The sequence below is a fragment of the Soonwooa sp. genome (genome assembly GCF_032062245.1).
Lineage (GTDB): Bacteria > Bacteroidota > Bacteroidia > Flavobacteriales > Weeksellaceae > Soonwooa.
The window spans coordinates 1-20,795 of record NZ_DAMBQF010000030.1 but is presented as its reverse complement, the minus strand read 5'-3'; the positions used below and the strand labels follow the sequence as shown (position 1 = coordinate 20,795).

Below are 20,795 nucleotides of genomic sequence, written 5' to 3'. Positions count from 1 at the left end.
GTCAGGAGCTTTTATTTATTTATGAAAAAGATTCAATTTTTCCTTTTTGTTTTAAGTTTTCAGGCTTATAATGCACAGATAGACCCAATCAAATTTCCGACTTACACATCTGTTGAAGACGCAAAAAAGTCGAAAGAAAAAATATTTAGTTTAAGTTTTCGCGAAAAAGGACTCTTTAATGTTCCGCCTGAAATCACTGATTTTCAAGAGGTGTTTTTTCTAAATTTTATGGGAAATAATTTAGAGAAAATGGATGAAAAAATATTCAGTCTTAAAAAACTCGAGTATCTTTATTTGAATAAAAATGGAATTAAATATATACCCGATAATATTGCAGAATTGACGCAGTTGAAGGAGTTTTTTATGAACCTAAATGCTTTAACAGAAGTCAACCCTAGTCTTGCAAAACTACAAAACTTGGAAGTTATTCATCTCGATGCTAACAATTTGTCGGTTTTTCCAGAAGCTTTAATTGAGATTAAAAATCTGAAGGAAATCAATTTGCAAGGCAACCAGATTAGTTTTATTCCTGAAAATCTTGACAAAATAAAAGAGTTGAAATACTTGAATTTATCCATGAATCAGATTAATGATTTAGAAAACATCGACTTTCCTAAGAAATTGAAATATATAGAACTTCAAGAAAATGCCATTATCAACCTTCCTAAAAGCTTATTAAAACTAAAAAAATTAGAATTTCTAAATCTTAGTAACAACAATATCGAAAGATTACCATCTTACATACGTCAACTAGAAAAAATTGAAAGTATCAATTTGGCTAACAATAAGTTAAGTCTGATTCCTGAAGAGGTTAGTTCTCTTAAAAATTTAAAAACTTTAATCCTAACAGGAAATCCAATTGATAAAAAAAGCATTGAAAATCTTAAATCTTCAATGCCTCAAACACTAATATATTTTTAATTATCCGCCGACACGTTTGGTTTTATAACCCATATCTTTCAAGATAGTCATAATCTTATCACGGTTGTCACCTTGGATGACGATAACGCCATCTTTCTCGGATCCACCGATGCCTAGCGTTGTTTTTATCTTTTTAGAAATCGCTTTTAGCTCATCTTCGCTACCTTCGAAACCTTCTATTAAAGTAACGGGTTTTCCGTTGCGACCTTTCTTTTCGAATTTGCACACGAGCGCTTCTTTTTGTTGAAACTTTTCCTCGGGCATTTCAAAATCTTGCTCTTCATGATCTGGGAAAAGGTTTTTCAATTGGTCTCTTAAGTCCATTGTATTTTTTATGTTTTGAAAAATGTTTTAAAGTTAAATAAAATATCGAAACTAAAAACATTAATTTTACTAGAATTCTTAAGCCTTATTTTTTAAATTTGTAGTAGAAAAATTTCCAAAATCATGTCAAAAAAAGCGATACTAGCCATCTTGGATGGTTGGGGTTTGGGTACTAATCCTGAAGTTTCTGCACTTGCAAAAGCTAATACACCTTTTATAGATAGTTGTCTCAAAAACTTCCCTAATACAACATTGGAAGCCAGTGGTTTAGCTGTTGGTTTACCAGCAGGTCAGATGGGGAATTCAGAGGTCGGACATATGAATCTTGGTGCTGGACGTGTGGTTTATCAAAACCTTGTTAAATTAAATATGGCTGCTGAAAATGGCACTTTGGGAAGTCAAAAAGAAATTCAAGATGCCTTCGAATATGCAAAATTAAACCATAAAAAAGTTCATTTTATTGGTCTTGTTTCTAACGGAGGCGTGCATTCGCATATCAATCACCTTAAAGCTTTGCTAAGCGCAGCACACGATTTTGGTTTAGAAAAAAATGTATTTGTACATGCTTTTACCGATGGACGAGATTGCGATCCTCATTCTGGCTTAGACTTTATTGGAGAACTCCTAGATCATATGAAGCAGTCGACAGGACGTTTGGCTTCCGTTATTGGTCGTTATTACGCTATGGATCGCGACAAGCGTTGGGAGCGTGTAAAATTAGCTTACGATCTATTGGTAAAAGGAAAGGGAGAAGAAACTAAAAATCCTTTAGAAGCTATTGAAAAATCATATCAAAATAATGTGTCGGATGAGTTTATCAAACCGATTGTTTGTATCCAAAATGGTTTACCAATCGCTACCATAGAGGAAGAAGATGTTGTGATTTGTTTTAATTTCAGAACAGATAGAGGTCGCGAAATTACAGAAGTTCTTTCTCAAAAAGATTTCCCAGATTACGATATGTATAGGTTGAATCTTAAGTATATCACCTTGACCAATTATGATAAAACTTTCCAAAATGTTGAGGTTGTTTTTGACGAAAATGTTCTCGAAAATACAATGGGCGAAGTTTTAGAAAGAAACGGAAAATCCCAAATTAGAATTGCTGAAACAGAGAAATATCCACACGTTACGTTCTTCTTTTCTGGTGGTCGCGAAGCGGAATTTAATGGTGAAAAACGTTTGCTTTGTCCAAGTCCAAAAGATGTGGCAACTTATGATCTAAAACCAGAAATGTCGGCTTATGATATTACTAATGCTATACTTCCAGAGCTGGAACATGAGACTGCAGATTTTGTATGTTTAAATTTTGCAAATACCGATATGGTAGGGCACACAGGCGTTTTTGATGCAGCGGTTAAAGCAGCGGAAGTTGTGGATTCTTGCATCGAAAAAGTAGCTACAATGGCTTACGAACATGGTTATGCTGTATTTATTTTGGCAGATCATGGCAATTCTGACATTATGAAAAACGAAGACGGATCGCCTAATACACAACATACAACCAACTTAGTTCCGTTTATTGTAATGGACAAAGATCATACTTGGACATTAAAACCGGGTAAATTGGGCGATGTTGCACCAACAATATTAAGTGTGATGAACGTTGCTAAACCAGAAATCATGACTGGCGACAGTTTGGTGTCTTTGACTTAATTTCGTTATAAAATAAAAAATTAGATGCTATCCTATGCATAATATTGTTAACTTTGCAAAAACTTAAAATTAAATATTGATGTATAACAAACTGGTAAGGAAGGAGGTGATGAAAAATTTAGAAACTGAAATGTCAAGTTTCATATCGAAGTTTCTCACACCTATTGAAAAGATATGGCAACCCTCGGACTTTTTGCCAGATACATCTAGTGCCGATTTTAAAGATCAATTGGATGAGTTACAGACATTTGCGCACGAAATGCCTTATGATCTTTTTGTAACTTTAATTGGAGATTGTATTACAGAAGAAGCACTTCCTAGTTACGAATCGTGGATTATGGGGATCGACGGCATCAACCAAGAAGAACGAGTTGGTTGGGCAGAATGGGTGAGAGCTTGGACAGCTGAAGAAAACCGTCATGGCGATTTGTTGGGTAAATACCTTTATCTATGTGGGCGTGTTAACATGCGCGAAATGGAAATTACAACCCATTATTTGATTAATGACGGGTTTGATCTGCAAACAAGTATGGACCCTTATAAAAACTTCGTATATACGAGCTTCCAAGAGACAGCCACTAATATTTCGCACCGTCGTGTTGGGACTTTAGCTAAGCAAACGGGTAATACCAAATTGGCTAAAATGTGTGGTGTTATTGCTGCGGATGAAGCGAGACATGCTAAGGCATACAAGCATTTCGTAGGAAAGATTTTCGAATTAGATCCAAGCGAAATGATGTTGGCTTTCGAAGATATGATGCGTAAAAAAATCGTTATGCCAGCACATTTGATGAGAGAATCTGGTCAAAAGGCAGGCGAACTTTGGGAACACTTCTCAGATGCTGCGCAACGTTGCATGGTGTATACAGCGCAAGATTATATTGATATATTAAAAGATCTTTTGTTAGATTGGAAGATTGATAACATCGGTGGACTTAACGAGTCTGCAGAAAAAGCTAGAGATTATCTAATGAAATTACCTTCTAGATTACAGCGTATCACAGATCGTCTAGCGACGCCAGATAGAGAATATAACTTCAAATGGGTTAAAAGTTAGATTTTAATCTAAAACGTTTAAATATTACAAATTCAACATGATAACGTGTTGGATTTTGTTTTTGTATTAAACGAGAGAGTCTTTTATTTTTCGTACATTTGCATACTTTTTAAGCTTTAAAATAATGATGATCAACAACAAAAAATTGGCTATTGATTTTGATGGTACAATTGTAGATGATGCTTACCCAGGAATTGGAAAGGCTAAAATTTTCGCTTTTGATACCTTAAAGAAGTTACAGTCAGAAGGTTACAGACTAATTTTATGGACATACCGTCATGGTAAAGAACTTAACGATGCAGTTGAGTTTTGTCGCAAAAATGGATTAGAATTTTACGCTGTTAATTCAAGTTTTGAAGGTGAAGTTTTTGATAATGAAACACAAAGTCGTAAAATTGATGCCGATCTATTTATTGACGATCGTAATCTAGGAGGTTTCCCAGGTTGGGGCGAAGTTTATCAAATCGTAAAAGAGCGTATCGAGTTTCAGGTTGCTGGAGGAGAAGTACACGCTTATTCAAAAATGAAAAAGGAAAAAAAGAGAGGTCTTTTTTGGTAAAATATTTAGACAAACATTTTTAATGCTGGTTTTTTAATCAGCATTTTAATTTTTTAATACAATGATACAGTTAAAAACAATAGAAGAACTTCGCTTGATGAAAGAAAGCGCTCAATTGGTTTCTAAAACTTTGGGTATGCTTGCGAAGGAAATTAAACCTGGTGTTACAACTAACTATTTAGATAAATTGGGTGGCGAATTTATTCGTGATCATGGTGGTTATCCAGCATTTTTAGGAATGTACGATTTCCCGAAAAATCTTTGTATTTCTCCCAACGAGCAAGTTGTGCATGGGATTCCGAATGATGAACCTTTGAAGGAAGGTGATATTTTGTCCGTAGATTGCGGCGTTTATATGAACGATTTTTATGGTGATCATGCTTATACTTTTGAAGTCGGAGAAGTGACTCCAGAAGTTAAAAAATTGCTTCGTATTACTAAAGAATCGCTTTATAAAGGTATTGAACAATGTATTCGTGGTAAGCGTGTTGGTGATATTGCAAATGCAATCCAAGTACATTGTGAGAAGGAGGGGTATGGCGTTGTTAGAGAGCTTGTAGGACATGGTTTGGGACGCAAAATGCATGAAGATCCGCAAGTGCCTAATTATGGTAAAAAAGGAAGTGGTAAAGTCTTAAAAGATGGTATTGCTTTAGCCATAGAACCAATGACGAATATGGGAACAGAAAAAGTGAAATTCCATAATGATGGTTGGACGGTTACAACTTTGGATATGCTTCCTTCTGCACACTTTGAGCATGACGTTTGTATCATCAAAGGTAAGCCGGTTTTACTATCAACTTACCAATATATTTATGATGCTTTAGGAATTGTTTCGGATGAAGAAAAAGCATTTCAGTTAGATTTTTAATTTTGTAAAAATAACTTTAATTAAAGTTTATAAATAATTGTAATTTAAATTATTGTAAAGTTTATTTAAAGTAAAATATAGTTTATTTCATTTGAAAAAAATAGCAAAATTTCTTCTTAATAAAGTGCCAAGACCAATGCTTATCCAATTGAGTATTTTGGCGCGTCCAGTGATTTATCAAGTATTTAAAGGCGATCGTTTTACAGATCCTATTGATGGTAAATCTTATAGAAAATTTCTTCCGTATGGTTATGGTAAACAACGCGAAAATGCATTGTCACCAGGAACTTTATCTTTGGAAAGACACCGCCAAATGTGGTTGTATCTTAAGAATGAAACAGATTTTTTTTCAAAGAATATTAAAGTACTTCATATTGCGCCAGAACAAGAGTTTATTCGTCGTTTCAAAAAGATGAAAAATCTGGACTACACTTCTGCGGATTTGTATTCTCCGATTGTTGATGTTAAAGCTGATATTTTAGATTTGCCGTTCGAGGATGCTAGTTTTGATGTTATTATTTGTAATCATGTTTTAGAACATATTGTGGATGACAGAAAAGCAATGTCGGAGTTGTATCGTGTGATGAGAAAAGACGGATGGGGAATTGTGCAAGTCCCGATGAAAAATAGTTTAGCCGAGACTTATGAAGATTTTAGCATTACTGATCCTAAAGAAAGGCAGAAGCATTTTGGACAATACGACCATGTCAGGTGGTATGGGATGGATTATTTTGATCGATTAAAAAGTGTTGGTTTTGAGGTTGATATTAATTATTATTCTCAAAATTTTTCAGAAAACGATCAAAAACGTTTTGCTCTTCAAAAAAATGAAATATTACCGATAATCCGAAAGTTATAGCTTTCGGATTTTTTTGTTAAGTAAACGTTAAACATGCTACCACAATGCTCTTCGATACATAATATCTATTATCTTTAATTGTTTTTATTGATGTAAATCAATCGATTGTTTGATTTTAAAACTTTATTTTAGCAAATCATTTAATTTTTTAATATTTATGAGAAGAATATCGATACTGATGGCGGCTTCGGCGCTCATTGCAGTCTCTTGTTCACAAGATAAGAAGCCTGATGCGCAGAAGGATGCCAAACCGCAACCTTATGAATATATCGTTGCGAAAGCCGGAGCAGCAGATAATCATACCGAATATCCAGCAAGATTAGAAGGTGTGGAAAATGTAGAAATACGACCGAAGATTGATGGCTTTATCGAGAATCTTTATGTGGATGAGGGACAAATGGTTAGCAGAGGACAGTCTATGTTCCGAATTCGTAATCCTCAATATGAACAAATGGTTCGTGTAGCACAAGCTTCTGTTAACAGTGCACAAGCTGCGGTTGCAACAGCGCAAATGCAAGTAACTAAAACCAAACCTTTGGTTGATCGCAAGATTATTTCTGCTTACGAATTGCAAGCAGCACAACTTAATCTAAAGGCGGCACAAGCAAGTCTTGCTGAACAACAAGCGCAATTGACTAATGCGAAAGTTAACCAAGGTTATACTGTGATTACAAGTCCCGTTTCTGGAGTTGTAGGACCACTTCCCTTAAAGGCAGGTAGTTATGTGAGTGCTAGTACTTCGCAAGCTTTGACAACAGTTTCAAATATCTCAAAAATATTTGCTTATTTTTCTATTAATGAAAAAGATCAGCTTAACTTTTTGAAACATTCTCCTGGCGCTTCAATTCAAGAAAAAATAAAAAATACGCCTTTGATAAGTCTTCGTCTTTCTGATGGTACGATGTATAACGAAAAAGGAAAGCTAGAATCTATAAGTGGTTTAGTTGATCCAAGTACTGGATCTTTTAGTATGCGTGCAGCATTTACTAATCCTCAAGGCTTGTTAAGAAGTGGTTACAGCGCAATGATTTTACTACCGAACAATTTAGAAAATATCATTGTTATTCCACAAAAAGCAACTTACGAACTTCAAGGGAAGGTTTTTGTATACGTTGTAGGAGCTAACAATAAAGTAAAATCTCAAGAAATCAAAATCACAGAGCTTCCAGACGGTATAACTTACGCCGTAGATTCTGGCCTAAAAGCTGGTGACAAAATTGTCGTGCAAGGTGTTGGTTTATTAAAAGATGACACCGAAATTGTACCTAAAGAAACCACTCTTCAAGCAACTTTGAAGAACTAATTTATTTGAGAATTTTCTGAATTTTAAATAAGATTTATGTTTAAAAAATTTATAGAACGTCCAGTACTTTCGACGGTAATTTCCATTATTATCGTCATTTTGGGAGTTTTGGGCATCTTTACGCTTCCCGTAGCGCAGTATCCAGATATTGCGCCACCGACAGTCGTAGTTAATGCTAACTATATGGGAGCCAATGCTGATGTTATCTTAAAAAGTGTCATTGTCCCTCTGGAAGAGCAAATCAACGGGGTGGAAGGTATGACGTACATGACATCATCAGCGACTAACGATGGATCGGGATCGGTTACAGTCTATTTCAAACAAGGGATAAATCCTGATATTGCGGCGGTTAACGTACAGAACAGAGTTTCTAGAGCTAACAGTTTGTTACCTCGCGAGGTGACGCAAGCTGGGGTTACAGTTGTTAAACGTCAGAGTTCCAATGTTTTAATATTTTCACTGTATAGTGAAAGCCCGCAATTTGATCAAACTTTTATCCAAAACTACGCGAACATCAACATTATTCCACAGATTAAAAGGGTAGCAGGTGTTGGTGATGCAACTGTTTTTGGTACTAAAGATTATTCGGTTAGGATTTGGTTAGATCCGCAAAAAATGGCGGCTTATGGCTTAGTTCCTTCGGATATTAACACTGTTTTAGCAGAGCAAAATATAGAAGCTGCGCCAGGAAGTGTTGGAGACGAGGCTAATACAAGTTTTAGATACACTTTAAAATATAAAGGTCGTTTAACAACGATTCCTCAGTTTGAAGAAATCGTTTTGAAAGGAACTGAAAACGGTCAAATTCTTCGTCTAAAAGATGTTGCGAAAATAGAATTAGGTGCGCAAGATTACACTGGGAAGAGTTTTACAGATGGTAATCCGAGTATTGGTATTGCAATTTCGCAAACGGCGGGATCTAACGCGCAAGATGTTATTGATCAAACTTTAGCAGTATTAACCAATGCCGAAAAAGGTTTTCCAAAAGGGGTTAAATGGACAACGCTTGTTAATGCGAATGACTTCCTAGACGCTTCTATCGAGAAAGTTGTACATACTTTGATCGAGGCATTTATCTTGGTATTCTTGGTGGTATTTTTGTTCTTACAAGATTGGCGTTCGACAGTAATTCCAGCGATTGCGGTTCCTGTTGCGATTATTGGTACATTCTTTTTCCTAAATATTTTCGGATTTACAATCAACTTACTAACGCTTTTCGCTTTGATTCTTGCAGTTGGTATTGTTGTGGATGACGCCATTGTTGTTGTTGAAGCAGTCCATAGTAAATTGGAACAAGGTGAAAAATCGCCACTTCGTGCATCGGTTAATGCGATGGGCGAGATTAGTGGAGCGATCATCAGTATTACGTTAGTTATGTCCGCCGTATTCGTACCCGTAAGTTTTCTTACAGGTTCGGCGGGCGTATTTTATAAGCAATTTGGTTTAACACTAGCAATTTCGATTGCACTTTCGGCGGTTAACGCTTTGACATTGAGTCCAGCTTTGTGTGCGATTTTCTTAAAACCACATTCGCATGAAGCTAAAAAAATGAATGTGATGCAACGATTTTTCATGTATTTTAATACTATTTTCGATGCATTTGTTAAGCGTTATTCAACTTGGGTATTATTTTTATTAAGAAAAAAATGGCTTGCAGGTTTAGGACTTGTAGCATTTACAGGAATATTTATTTGGTTGATGAATACAACGCCTAAATCTTTTGTTCCGTCAGAAGATATGGGTGGTGTAATGGCTGATATTTCGTTACCATTGGGAGCAAATGAAGTTAGAACACAAGCCGTTCTTGATGAAGTAGAAGCTATTGTTAAACAAGAACCAGAAGTGGCACATATTCTTAAAGTGTCTGGTCGTGGTATGATGTCGGGATCGGGAAGTAACAATGGTATGTTAATTTTGAAATTAAAACCTTGGTCAGAACGTAAAAGTAAAGAAGAAAGTACACAAGCGCTTTTAGCAAGGTTATATCAAAAAACTGCAGGTATTAAAGATGCAAAATTGGTATTCTTTGGTCGACCAACGCTTCAAGGTTTTGGTAATGCGGCTGGTTTCGAATTCCAAGTTCAGGATCAAAAAGGTGGAAGTATTGAAGATTTAACAAAAGTAAGTAACGATTTTATCAACGCTCTGAAAAGCCGTCCAGAAGTACAAAATGCTTTTACGTCTTTTAATCCAAACTATCCGCAATATATGATCGATATTGATGTGCCGACGGCTAAAGCAGCTGGTTTTACAGTTAATGATATTTTATCGGTGATGCAAGGTTATTTCGGTGGAGTATATTCTTCCAATGTTAATTTGTTTGGAAAACAATATCGTGTTATTTACCAAGCGCCAGCAGATCAACGTCAAAGTTTAGAAAATCTCAACTCGATGATGGTGAGAAATAGTGCAGGTGTTATGGCACCAGTTAGCCGTTTTGTAACCACTAAAAAGGTATATGGTCCGCAAGCAATTGGACGTTTTAATCTCTTTACTTCTGTGTCAGTTAATGGCACACCAAATGCGGGTTATAGTTCTGGTGACGCGATTGAAGTTGTAAAACAAGTTGCGGCAGAAACGCTTCCGACAGGTTATGGGTACGAATTCTCAGGTTTGACAAGGGAAGAGGTAAATTCTGGAAGTCAGACGGTATTTATCTTTATGCTTTGTTGTGTATTCGTTTATTTCTTGTTGGCGGCACAATACGAAAGTTATTTACTTCCATTTGCTGTAATGTTGTCGTTGCCAGTTGGTTTGGCTGGTGCGATGATGTTCTCAAGCTGGATTGGTAAATCAAACAATATTTACACGCAGATTTCCTTGATTATGTTGATTGGACTCTTGGCGAAAAATGCGATTCTTATTGTTGAGTTTGCTTTGGATGCTCGTAAAATGGGTTACAGCATTGGTCGAGCTGCCATCTCTGGAGCTAAACAAAGGATTCGTCCGATTTTGATGACGTCGTTTGCATTTATATTTGGATTAATTCCGTTAGCGTCGGCAAGTGGTGCAGGGGCTATTGGTAACCAATCAATTGGTATTGGGGCGATTGGCGGGATGTTAGTTGGGACAATATTTGGTGTGTTATTTATTCCGACCTTGTTTGCAATTTTCCAATATTTACAAGAACGTGTGTCTAACAAGAAAGTTTTCGAAGAAGATTATGGAAACAGACTTAGCGAATAATCTCACAAGTAAATCTATTACAATGAAAATTAAAACTTCACATATAGTTTCCACAATAGCTTTAGCGGGATTAATGCAGTCTTGTAAAGTCACAGAAACCTATCAAAAACCAAGTGTAAAAGCCGATTGGGATAAGTCGTTGTTTAGAAAGCAAACCAACGCCGATTCGTTATCTATGGCAAAAGTCGCTTGGACTCAAATTTTTGCTGATGACAAACTACAAAGTGTCATCAAAAAAACGATTGAGAACAATTATGATTTAAAAATCGCTGTAACGAGAATTAATGAAGCGGATGCGGTTTTCAAACAATCGCAACTCAATCATTTGCCAACTCTTGACGGGATTGCTTCTATAAAAGATACCAAAAATAGTGCGGCGGCGCAAGGTAACAATTTTAGGATGCCAGACATTATGAATTTCCAATTGGGCGTTTCTGCAGGTTGGGAAGTTGATATTTGGGGAAAGATGGCTGCAATGAAGCGTTCTGCTTACTCAGGTTTTCTACAAACTGAAGCGGCTAGAAGAGCAGTGCAAACGCAATTGGTGGCGCAAGCAGCAAGTTTGTATTATCAGTTGTTGTCTTTGGATAAACAGTTAGAAATTACAAAGCAAACGGTCGATCTTCGTACCAAAAATGTCGAAGCTGTGCAGTTGTTGATGGACGCTGCGTATTTGACTGGTGCGGATGTTGAGCAAAGTAAAGCTAATTTATATTCGGCGCAGTTGATGATTCCAGATTTAGAAATTCAGATTCAACAAACCGAAAATGCCCTTAATCTTTTAATGGGTGAAGCACCAAAAGATATTGAAAGAAATAGCATTGACTCGCAAGTTGTTTCGTCAGATTTCAGAACTGGACTTCCGGCGTCGTTGTTGCAGAATCGTCCCGATGTTTTGTCGGCTGAGATGGCATTTCGTCAAGCTTTCGAAAACAAAAATGTTGCTTTGGCGCAGGTGTATCCATCGCTTAATATTACAGCAGCTTTAGGGCTTTCATCAAAAAATATTAAAGACTTTTTCAAAGAGTCGTTGTTTTATACCGTTGGCGGAACTTTAACCCAAAATATCTTCCAACAAGGCAATCGCAAGGCGCAAGTGAAAATAACGGAAGCTCGTAAAGAACAAGCTTATATCAATTTTGAAAAGACTTTGTTAACAGCTGGTGCAGAGGTTTCGGATGCTTTGGTAACTTACGAAAAAGCAAAATCTAAAGAGGCGACACGTCAACTACAAATCGAATCTTTGCAAAAGACGGTTGACTTTAGTAATGAGTTGTTAACTTACTCATCCAAAGTTAATTACGTTAATGTTTTGACGGCGGAACAAGCCCTGTTACAGGCGCAATTATCTGCAGTTAATGACAAGTTGCAACAGTTGCAAGCCATGACCGAATTCTATCGTGCGCTTGGTGGCGGACAGTTTTAGAATTTTAAAAAACATAAAAAAATCCTAACTAAAATTTTAGTTAGGATCTTTTTTTTGAAGCTTTTTGACTAGGTCGATTGCTTTTAGGAGCAATTGATTTCATCGAAACGCTCTTGGTTATTTTCTTTTGGTAGCTTTTTCCCGCTATCCACTATATCTTTTGTTGTGTCGCTCGGACGACTCCGCTGCGCTCCGTCGCCTCGCACCACCACAAAAGGATGCCGTTCCTATCGGGGCTAGTGACTACTAACTGTTTTTATTTAAGATTTTTAATTCCTCTAAAAATTTCGTTTCAAATTTTCTTTTTCCTAATTCAGAAAAAAATAATGGGGCGAAGATGAAAATTTCAAATAATAAAATGGCAACTATTATTTTATCTGGTTTATATGAATCTATTTCAAGTCGTTTGTAATTGATAATGAATGAAATAATTAAAACAAAGTTGATTAAAGCTGGTAAAATTCGCAGCCAATAATATCCGAAAGCTATCGGTTTTAATTGATAATTAACATCTGTATTGTATTTGTTTTCAGAAAAGTTTCCTTCAATTAAAAATGGAATAGAAAAAAAGTTTGAGTTTCTACTTATTCTAAATTCACCTTCGTTAACTAAGTCATAAAAAGGACATTTTGAATTATTGAACGACAAAATAGCAAAAGGATTTCCTTTTATTTCAGGTTTTCCTTTTGTGGTTAATTCGTTCAGTTTACCTTTAAAAACTTGATAATTATAATTTGAAATCATTGTTATTTCTTTCTCCTTGCTTTCCATTTTTTCCAATGAAATATTAATACAGGAATAATCAATAAAAATGGCCAAAATGAAACCAATCCTAAAAGAAAATCAACAAAATTATTCCAACCTTGAGAGATAGAATCCAAGAATTTGGTTCCGAAGCCTATTTTGGAAGTTACCGAGTTTTGAGGTTTTATTTTCGCAATCGTCATGTCAATTGTACTGTATTTAACACGATCATCAATGAATTTTAGTCGGCCTTTCGCTGAGTCAATTTCTTCTTCCAAAGCTCTTATTTTCTCCTGAATTTCGAGAATATCTTTTGTAGAATTGGTTTGTTTTAGAAGGTCACGATATTTGTCGAGGAAAGCTAATTTATTATTTAATCGAATCGAAATATCCGTATATTCTTCGGTGACATCATCGGATTTTACATTTTTGGAAATTAAATCTCCCAAACCAGTCGAAAACGAATTAATCAACGCATCAAAATTCTCATTCGGAACTTTTATGAAAAACGAAACAACATCTCGGTCAGGTTGCGAACTAAAAGTTTCGTTTTGGATGTAGCCTTTGTTCTTTTTTAGACCTTCTTGTATGTTTTGTTTGGCTTTTTCTAGATTCGAAACTTCGATATCGAGATTTGCACTTTTGATGATTTTTTTATCAATACTAACTGCGACAGAATCTGTAGGTGTTGATGTGTTGCCATTTGCGAGATCGACAGCTTTGGCTTCTGGTATAACCTCCATCAAGGAAGCATTAGCACTCGTTATTTCGTGCGAGTTTTGTCCACAAGACAGAAGTAAAATGAGAGCAAATAGAATATATAAATTGCGCATATTTAGAAAAATTTGGTGTTATTCGATTTTATAAATGTTGATTTTTGTATTGATTGTCAGATAGTTTAACGGGATCTTCGACATAATACAAGTTATCTTTAACCGTAACAATTTCTGGCAAAAGCTTGTTGTCCATTTTTGTTAAACCTTTCTTGCCTTTCGTTTTAATTTTGTTATAATAAAGAAAAGAAGGCACATTTTTTAAACCAAAAATCGGGCTGTTTTGTACGCCATCAATTTTTGTTTCGGTATCATAAACGATTTTGTCAAGAAGTTCAGCTTTGTAAAATACAGTGTCATCATACTCAAATTTGCCATAAGGATCGAAGAAATCATCACTTTTAAGATTCGGAATAGAATCGTTTTTTAGATAATTTGATTTCGCAAAATACTTTGTTTTTCCGATGATGATGTCGTTGGTTAAAGAATCGATTTTAAAATTTAATCGAAAATCATAATCACTTCGTTGCGTACTTGTGATTTTGTCACCATTTATCACGCTAAGGTTAACGAGATAAGGATCATTCTTCTGGGGATTTCGAGTGTTGCCTTGATCTGTAATAAAAATTACAATAGCAAGCATGGAATCTTTAATGATAAATCTTTTCTGAAAATATGCTCCCATATGATTGGGTTCAAGATCAAAAATAACTTCGTCGATTTTGGTGAGCTTTAGTTGGTTGTTTTCAAATTTTGGAAATTTAGGAATGTTGGGATATTTATCTTTTTCAACATGATAACTTTTCCCACAAGAGAAAAGCGTAAATGTTACCGATAATAAAAGCAGAATATTTTTCAACATATTTTTTTTAATAAACGTATTCTAAAGCTTCGAAATCTTGAAGTTTTGGGAGTGACTTCATTTTGTCAATCGATTTTTTATACAGTAATACTTTATCTGTTTGATAGTCAATGTGTTTGTTGGTTTTAACGCCAGTTGAGAGATTGTAATCCACATATTCTATATAACCCGCAGAAGCATTATTTTCTGTAAAGCCGATCAACTCAAAATTTCCGTTTTGAAACCGAAATTTGTGTACGTAATTTCCTCTGATAAGCTGATTGGTGAAAATTAAAAGTCCACTTTTTATTTCCAAATTTTCTAAATTAACATCAGAAATTTCTCCTCCAGCAGGGAATTTTGGCGTAACAGCTTTAGTTGATCTCAAAACTTTTTTATAAAAACCATCAACATTTTTAAAAAAGATTTCCAGCAAATATGGATGTTTTGAATCTTCAGTATTTTCTCTAACCACAACTTTGTCAGCAAGTCCATCTTTGTTAAGATCACCTTTTATGTCGTACACAATGTTACGACATTGCTCGTCAGAAGCTTGCCCAAAGCTTTTTTGTGAGACAAAAATTAGTAAAAAAATAGCTGTAATTTTTAATTTCATTTTCGTGTTTTTGTGTCTGGAATTACTTTTAATTATTAAGAATGCTTCGTATAATTATCGGTAAAAAAAGAACGAAAAAAATGATGAAAGTATTCCGTTGATAATATTTTTTAACATATAATCCCAAGAGAATCATCAGTTGATCATCATCTTTAATATTGATTTCTCCATTGCTAAATCTCGATGTATACTCAGCTTTGTTGCCTGTCGTGCTTTCAATAATCCATTTGTTGTTGAGAAAATTGTTGTACCGCCAAGTGTAACGTTTACCTCCAAATTCTATGTTCGCTTTGTTATTCCAAATATTGAAATTAATGTTTCCTATCTGGCTAGAATCTTCCGTATTTTTAAAACTTACAGAACTATCAAAAATGCTCTTTTTATAGAACAAAAATTCTTGTGCATCTATTTTTCCAATGATTTTATCAGTAAATAAATCTTCCTTGCGTAAGCTTCCAATTTTTTGCGCATTATTAAAAATTGAATAGTCACTAGCAATATTTTTTCTCCAAGTCAGTTTCATATTGTGTTTTATTAGATGCATTTACAATTTTTTCAATCTATTGATAATACTTTCTGTCTCTTTATTTTCAATATTGTTGATGTCAATTTTTTCATCCCAAAAATAGTAGCCATTTTTATCTTTTGCAAAACATCCGCAATCATCACAAGTTTTGAAGCTTCGATAATCGAAAATAGTATCTGTTTCCATATTTCGTTCTGTAAAGATTTTGTTTTTGTCTTTTGCGTAGCAATTTCCCAAAACCTGAAAAGTTTTGACATCTGCATTGTCAACAATCCAAAAATTACCACCATCCACCATCACATAATGCGTGTAGACATGGTTTTTGTCTTTATAGAACGAACTTCCAAGATAGGAAAAAGTTGCAGAATCGATTACGGATTTCAGTGGTTGACCATCAGCCATTTCAGTAATATATTTTTCGATGATAATACCTTCCTCGGTACCTTCGGCGGCTTTTAATGCCAAATCTCCGTTTTTAGATTTATAAAGTCCAAAGCTGGTTTTAATCCAAGCTAAACTTTGGTTGATGCTGTCTATTATTTTTTTATAGTTGTTAATATTTTCCGTTCTCGAAGTTTCTACTTTTTCAATCTTCTTTTTTTCGTTAGGAGATTTGCAACCGAATAACATAAAAATGATGACTGTTATATAAATTGAATTAAAATTCTTCATGCTATTTCTTTTTATAAAATTGATAGAATCTTTTGTCCGAATAATATAGTAACGTGTCTTGGTCAGTTTTTGGTGAATTTAACTCATCAAAATAATTATCCGAATTGTAAAATAAATTGGTTTTGAATTCGACTTCTTCGTTTTTTAATTTCATTTTAAAGAAATAATCTCGACTTTGCGTGAAGATGCCTCTGTCTTTTTCGTAAACTTTTCCTCGACCTTCAACGCCAGAAGATGGTGTCCCGTAGCTTATTCGATCAAGACTGTTACCAGTAACTGCTTTATCAAAAAGCTGAATATTATGCACATTGATGCCATTGTCGCCAGCCATTTTTATTGCAATAAGATTTCCATCAAAATTTAATTTTTTGTTTTTAAATTCAGTTTCTGATATATCATGAGTTTTTAATGTATTAATATCTAAGACAAAAGGCTTCAAATCTTTATTTTCGTTTGATGCAGAACTAAAATAAACCCAATTTTTTTCTGCATCGTAACCATAAGATACACTGCCTTTAGAATAAAAATCGTAGACAGGCTTTAGATTTTTTTTGATTACAGCGATTCTAGTTTCGTCATTATTGTTGGCGCTTTTTTTATAATTGATTAAAATATAATCGGTCTTCGGAATTAAATAATAGTTGTTAATATAAAGACTATCAACTTGTTTGTTTACAAATTGATCTGCTTTGGTCGTTTTTGGAAAATACGGAATTTCAGGATGTTTGTTAGTATTGGGAATTTTGTAACCCGAAAGATAAATTAATCCAATAATGGCTATAATAAAAATGCCACCAAGACTAAGAAGTATTTTTTTCATTCAATTAATTGTGAATTTAAAAATACTCAAAAAAAGCTAATCTGTATAATTTGTTTTAAAATAAACCTTGCAACAATCGATGAATTAAAAAGCTTGAAAACCAATTGTTATAATTCCATAAAATAAGTGAAAGCATTATTGCTGCAACTAAAAATGGCACTAAAAACGAGGCTTGGCGGTACTCGAATTTCTTTGGAATAACTTCACTCCAAACAAATAATAGCATAAGAAAACCAATTGCAGCGAACAACATTTCGGGACTTTTGCGTAAGGAAAAATTGTTGTGATCTGACATTGGTTTTAGATAAGGAAAAGCTAAAATTTGTAAGATGCTAAAAGTCAATCCAAATATTAAAACGCCAATAGCACTCGATGTTTTCTTAAGTTTGAAACAGTTATAAGCTAATAAAATACTTCCCGAAAAAGCACCAAATACCAAAGCAAACATTGTTACTAAATAACGGCTTTGCAACGGAAATGCGTCAGGATTTTCGGTGATGTAATCTTTGTGTTCTAGCGCTTTCTCTTCCTGGCTTTTAATTTCTTCTTCGCCACGTTTTTCGATTAAAGATTTGATGCGCTCAGTTTCGGAAGGTTCAAAAGTAGCATTGCGTTGTTTTAGAATTTCGAAAGCCATTTCAATGGCTTCGGCAACATAACGACTGTCGGGTTTCAGATAGTTATTAAGCTCCCGATTCGATAATTTTTCTAAAGCTTTGCGATTGACCATTCTATTTTTGTGAAGCGCAAAGATATTGTTTGATATTCATATTTAAAAACGAAAAATCTTCCTTAAAAATAGGATTATTTATGAGTGGAAAATATTAGCATTAGAAAGAAAAATCAACAAATTAAATTATTTTTTTTAACTGCTTTTGGACTACTGGTTCGAGATATTTTGCAACGATATAAGCTAGGACTATAATGAAAATTGACGACAAAATAGGCAATAAAAAATATGGTATTTGTGGGAAATAATTATGAATTTTAATGATAGATGCAATTAGCATATTCTCGTGCAACAAATATAACGGATAACTTATAAAGCCAATAAATGTAAAAAGTCTTGTACAAAATATAGCCCCAAACTTCTCCCAAAACAATGCTGCAAAAAACACCAGATTAACAGCAATTAAATAGATTAATAATGTCAAATCTTGGAATTTATAAGCATAAAATAGCGAGCATACTACTGTAAAGATGATAGCCGCAAGCGTCTTTTTATCAGGTTTTTGATAATACATATAAGTTAATGCACCCGCGACGAACCATCCAAAATGTATAAAAGATCCAATATATGTTTTCAATAATCCAGATTCGTGGATAAGATTGTGGAAAATAAAAATTTGTAAAATGCAAGCTGACAAATACAAAAGAAAGATGCCTAACAATGCTATATTTCTGTTAAACATAAAGTATAACGCACCAAAAATGATGTAGAATTTAACTTCGACATATAGCGACCAAAATGACAATTCTAAAACAGGAAAATCTGTTTTAAAAATCATTTCCAAAATACCATTATTAATAAATGTAATCCCAGGCAAAAGCGATTTTAACTCCGGAATTCCGAAAGGCCTTTCATAGAAAAAACTTGCGGTTAAATACACGAGAAAACTGCAAATTAACATACTCGGAAAAAGTCTAATCCATCTATTTTTCAAAAACTTCCAGTAATTTGGTGTCTTTTCAACCGACATCAAAATCACAAATCCAGATATCAAAAAAAATAATTGAACGCCGAGACTTCCATATTTGAACAAGATAATCTCCGAAAATTGTCTTTTATAAGGATAGTACGCGTCCCACACCGAGTAACCATGGAATAATAGTACCAGCAGAATTGCCAAACCTCTTAGCCCATCAAGAACTAAAATACGTTTTTTACTTGCAGTCATATTTTTTTCGTGTAAAGAACAATTTGCTCTTTGTTATTGTGTTTTTAATAAAGTCAAACGCAAATTTAGTTTATTTCTTAAAGAAAAATCTATTTTAACAAGTGCGTTTTTTTGAAAGATAAAATTTGCATCAGTTTAATTTATGTTTTTTTATCAGAACATTAATTTTAGTAAATTATTTTCATAGAAAATACATTTAATGTGAGATGTTTCAATTGCCTGTTAAAGAAGCTGGCATACTAAAACAGTTTTTTTTAATTCAAATAAATGTTGCTTTTAGGAGCAATTGTTTTCATCGAAAAGCTTTTATTATTTTTTTTTGGTAGCTTTTTTACTACGTCGATTGCTTTTAGGAGCAATTGATTTCATCGAAAAGCTTTGTATTATTTTTTTGTAGCTTTTTCCCGCTATCCGCTATATCTTTAATGCGCCGCTCGGACGGCTCCGCGAAGCTCCGCCGCCTCACGGCGCCTCAAAGGATGCCGCTTCTATCGGGGCTAATATAATAATAAGATTACTATAGTATAAAATCCAGATTCATGATAAATTTTAATTTTCTTACTTTTGAACAAATTGTAAGAATATGATTTTCGAGGAAGCCAAAGTTTTTAGCAAAGAAAACCTTCTGGAGCATTTGGTTGTCGGTCATCCGTATCATCCCGCAAGACCTGCTTTTTTGTTTTTGAAGGAAGGTTACATCAAGCTTCGTGAGCAGATCAATGTGTACACGCTTCATAAAAACGGCGTGACTCTTATCGACAGCACTTCCGTTTATGAAATCCTTGAATACAGCCCAGATATCGATATTCTTATCGTTGCTTATAATCGAAATTTCTTTGATACACTTAACTTAAAACTCAATAGACTTCATGCTTTTCGAAGTATCAGAGCCGAATTTAAGAAAGGCTATCAAGCAAGCGAATCCGAGTTTCCTGCTTTATGGCAGAACGTTCTCAATATTCAATATTATATCGAAAACATCGACCAACAAGAATATCAAATCGAAATTATTGAATCTTTATTTGCTGCGTTAGTTTATCAATTGGCCAATATTGTCGCGCATCAACGTATAATTTCCAAACAAAAAATGTCACGGTCTCAGGAGATTGCGTTCGATTTTATAAAACTGGTTACGGGCAATTTTAAAATTGAGCGGAATGTGGAATATTACGCGCAGCGCTTAATGATTTCTAGTCGCCATTTAACTGTGGTTTTAAAAGAAGTTTTCGGAAAAAGCGCTATTCAGATTCTTAATGAATTTGTTTTGAACGAAGCTAAGGCGCAACTTAGTTCAAGTTTAAAACCGATTAATGAGATTTCTAACGATCTGAAATTCAGTGATCAATATTCGTTCAGTCATTTCTTTAAAAAACATGAAAACTTGAGTCCTTCTCAGTATCGAAATCAATTTTAGATTTCAATCTTACTTTTGAACATCAAAACACGTAAACTGAATCATTTTAAACGCTTGTTTAGCGCGCTGACTTTGTCCTTTTAAAATTAAAGTAGAAAAAACTTCAAAATAACAACAAGGAAAACAATGAAAAATAAGGTACAACAAACGATGTTAGCACTCAGTATGCTAACATTTGGACTGTCTTATGCTCAAGAATCTCGCGATCTATCCGTATATAAAGTGATGGATTTGGCTTTGCAAAACCATCAACAACTTAAAGTTTCAGCAAAAAATGGTGGTCTCAAATTGCTAGTGCAACTTTTGTTTTTGTAAAAGTATTATTTTTT

General features: G+C 34.3%; 21 protein-coding genes. 11 read left to right on the top strand and 10 right to left on the bottom strand.

The window, feature by feature from the left end:
* Nucleotides 1-21 precede the first annotated feature (21 nt).
* Nucleotides 22-921 (top strand): leucine-rich repeat domain-containing protein, encoded by a 900-nt coding sequence (locus tag RT037_RS11865; RefSeq protein WP_313031554.1) that lies wholly within the window; start codon nucleotides 22-24, stop codon nucleotides 919-921.
* Here RT037_RS11865 and RT037_RS11860 read toward each other — a convergent pair whose 3' ends face one another.
* Entirely contained in the window at nucleotides 922-1,245 is a 324-nt protein-coding gene (locus RT037_RS11860; RefSeq protein WP_079665420.1) for a translation initiation factor, read from the bottom strand.
* Between the two features lie 123 nt (nucleotides 1,246-1,368).
* Between RT037_RS11860 and gpmI the strand changes: the two genes are divergently transcribed.
* From gpmI to RT037_RS11820, 8 genes are all read left to right on the top strand, one after another.
* A complete protein-coding gene (gpmI, locus tag RT037_RS11855; protein WP_313031550.1) occupies nucleotides 1,369-2,901 on the top strand; it encodes a 2,3-bisphosphoglycerate-independent phosphoglycerate mutase in 1,533 nt (510 codons plus the stop codon).
* Nucleotides 2,902-2,980: 79 nt separating this feature from the next.
* Nucleotides 2,981-3,958 carry an acyl-ACP desaturase gene (locus RT037_RS11850; RefSeq protein ID WP_313031547.1) on the top strand — a complete coding sequence of 326 codons (978 nt, stop codon included), beginning with the start codon at nucleotides 2,981-2,983 and terminating at the stop codon, nucleotides 3,956-3,958.
* Between the two features lie 127 nt (nucleotides 3,959-4,085).
* Complete coding sequence (locus RT037_RS11845) at nucleotides 4,086-4,517, top strand: BT0820 family HAD-type phosphatase (protein WP_079665924.1); 432 nt, start codon at nucleotides 4,086-4,088, stop codon at nucleotides 4,515-4,517.
* 61 nt (nucleotides 4,518-4,578) lie between these two features.
* Complete coding sequence (map, locus tag RT037_RS11840) at nucleotides 4,579-5,388, top strand: type I methionyl aminopeptidase (protein ID WP_313031544.1); 810 nt, start codon at nucleotides 4,579-4,581, stop codon at nucleotides 5,386-5,388.
* Nucleotides 5,389-5,479: 91 nt separating this feature from the next.
* Nucleotides 5,480-6,247, top strand: coding sequence for a class I SAM-dependent methyltransferase (locus RT037_RS11835; RefSeq protein WP_313031542.1), 768 nt, complete (start codon nucleotides 5,480-5,482; stop codon nucleotides 6,245-6,247).
* Nucleotides 6,248-6,404: 157 nt separating this feature from the next.
* Nucleotides 6,405-7,550 (top strand): efflux RND transporter periplasmic adaptor subunit, encoded by a 1,146-nt coding sequence (locus RT037_RS11830; protein ID WP_313031540.1) that lies wholly within the window; start codon nucleotides 6,405-6,407, stop codon nucleotides 7,548-7,550.
* A gap of 36 nt (nucleotides 7,551-7,586) precedes the next feature.
* Nucleotides 7,587-10,736, top strand: a complete 3,150-nt coding sequence (locus RT037_RS11825) for an efflux RND transporter permease subunit (protein WP_313031537.1) — start codon at nucleotides 7,587-7,589, stop codon at nucleotides 10,734-10,736.
* On the top strand, nucleotides 10,714-12,162 hold the full coding sequence (locus RT037_RS11820; RefSeq protein ID WP_313031535.1) for a TolC family protein: 1,449 nt from the start codon (nucleotides 10,714-10,716) through the stop codon (nucleotides 12,160-12,162). The genes RT037_RS11825 and RT037_RS11820 overlap by 23 nt, the downstream gene beginning before the upstream one ends.
* A gap of 246 nt (nucleotides 12,163-12,408) precedes the next feature.
* On the opposite strand, the gene RT037_RS11815 is transcribed toward RT037_RS11820, so the two are convergent.
* From RT037_RS11815 to RT037_RS11775, 9 genes are all read right to left on the bottom strand, one after another.
* Nucleotides 12,409-12,933: a hypothetical protein gene (locus RT037_RS11815; RefSeq protein ID WP_313031527.1), complete on the bottom strand. Its 525-nt coding sequence runs from the start codon at nucleotides 12,931-12,933 to the stop codon at nucleotides 12,409-12,411.
* Nucleotides 12,909-13,739: a DUF4349 domain-containing protein gene (locus RT037_RS11810; RefSeq protein WP_313031523.1), complete on the bottom strand. Its 831-nt coding sequence runs from the start codon at nucleotides 13,737-13,739 to the stop codon at nucleotides 12,909-12,911. Before RT037_RS11810 ends, RT037_RS11815 begins: the two co-directional genes overlap by 25 nt.
* Nucleotides 13,740-13,767: 28 nt before the next feature.
* Entirely contained in the window at nucleotides 13,768-14,541 is a 774-nt protein-coding gene (locus tag RT037_RS11805) for a hypothetical protein (protein WP_313031522.1), read from the bottom strand.
* Between the two features lie 7 nt (nucleotides 14,542-14,548).
* Nucleotides 14,549-15,136, bottom strand: a complete 588-nt coding sequence (locus tag RT037_RS11800; RefSeq protein ID WP_313031519.1) for a hypothetical protein — start codon at nucleotides 15,134-15,136, stop codon at nucleotides 14,549-14,551.
* A gap of 28 nt (nucleotides 15,137-15,164) precedes the next feature.
* The gene (locus RT037_RS11795; protein ID WP_313031516.1) at nucleotides 15,165-15,659 is read right to left on the bottom strand and encodes a hypothetical protein; all 495 of its coding nucleotides are present in this window, start codon (nucleotides 15,657-15,659) and stop codon (nucleotides 15,165-15,167) included.
* A gap of 21 nt (nucleotides 15,660-15,680) precedes the next feature.
* Nucleotides 15,681-16,334, bottom strand: a complete 654-nt coding sequence (locus RT037_RS11790) for a DKNYY domain-containing protein (RefSeq protein WP_313031514.1) — start codon at nucleotides 16,332-16,334, stop codon at nucleotides 15,681-15,683.
* 1 nt (nucleotide 16,335) lies between these two features.
* Nucleotides 16,336-17,154: a hypothetical protein gene (locus RT037_RS11785; protein ID WP_313031511.1), complete on the bottom strand. Its 819-nt coding sequence runs from the start codon at nucleotides 17,152-17,154 to the stop codon at nucleotides 16,336-16,338.
* Between the two features lie 55 nt (nucleotides 17,155-17,209).
* Nucleotides 17,210-17,884: a hypothetical protein gene (locus RT037_RS11780; RefSeq protein WP_313031509.1), complete on the bottom strand. Its 675-nt coding sequence runs from the start codon at nucleotides 17,882-17,884 to the stop codon at nucleotides 17,210-17,212.
* Nucleotides 17,885-18,005: 121 nt separating this feature from the next.
* Nucleotides 18,006-19,052, bottom strand: coding sequence for an acyltransferase (locus tag RT037_RS11775; protein ID WP_313031506.1), 1,047 nt, complete (start codon nucleotides 19,050-19,052; stop codon nucleotides 18,006-18,008).
* A 583-nt stretch (nucleotides 19,053-19,635) separates the two neighbouring features.
* Between RT037_RS11775 and RT037_RS11770 the strand changes: the two genes are divergently transcribed.
* Entirely contained in the window at nucleotides 19,636-20,466 is an 831-nt protein-coding gene (locus RT037_RS11770) for a helix-turn-helix domain-containing protein (protein ID WP_313031502.1), read from the top strand.
* A gap of 126 nt (nucleotides 20,467-20,592) precedes the next feature.
* Nucleotides 20,593-20,781: a hypothetical protein gene (locus RT037_RS11765; RefSeq protein ID WP_313031498.1), complete on the top strand. Its 189-nt coding sequence runs from the start codon at nucleotides 20,593-20,595 to the stop codon at nucleotides 20,779-20,781.
* Nucleotides 20,782-20,795 lie beyond the last annotated feature (14 nt).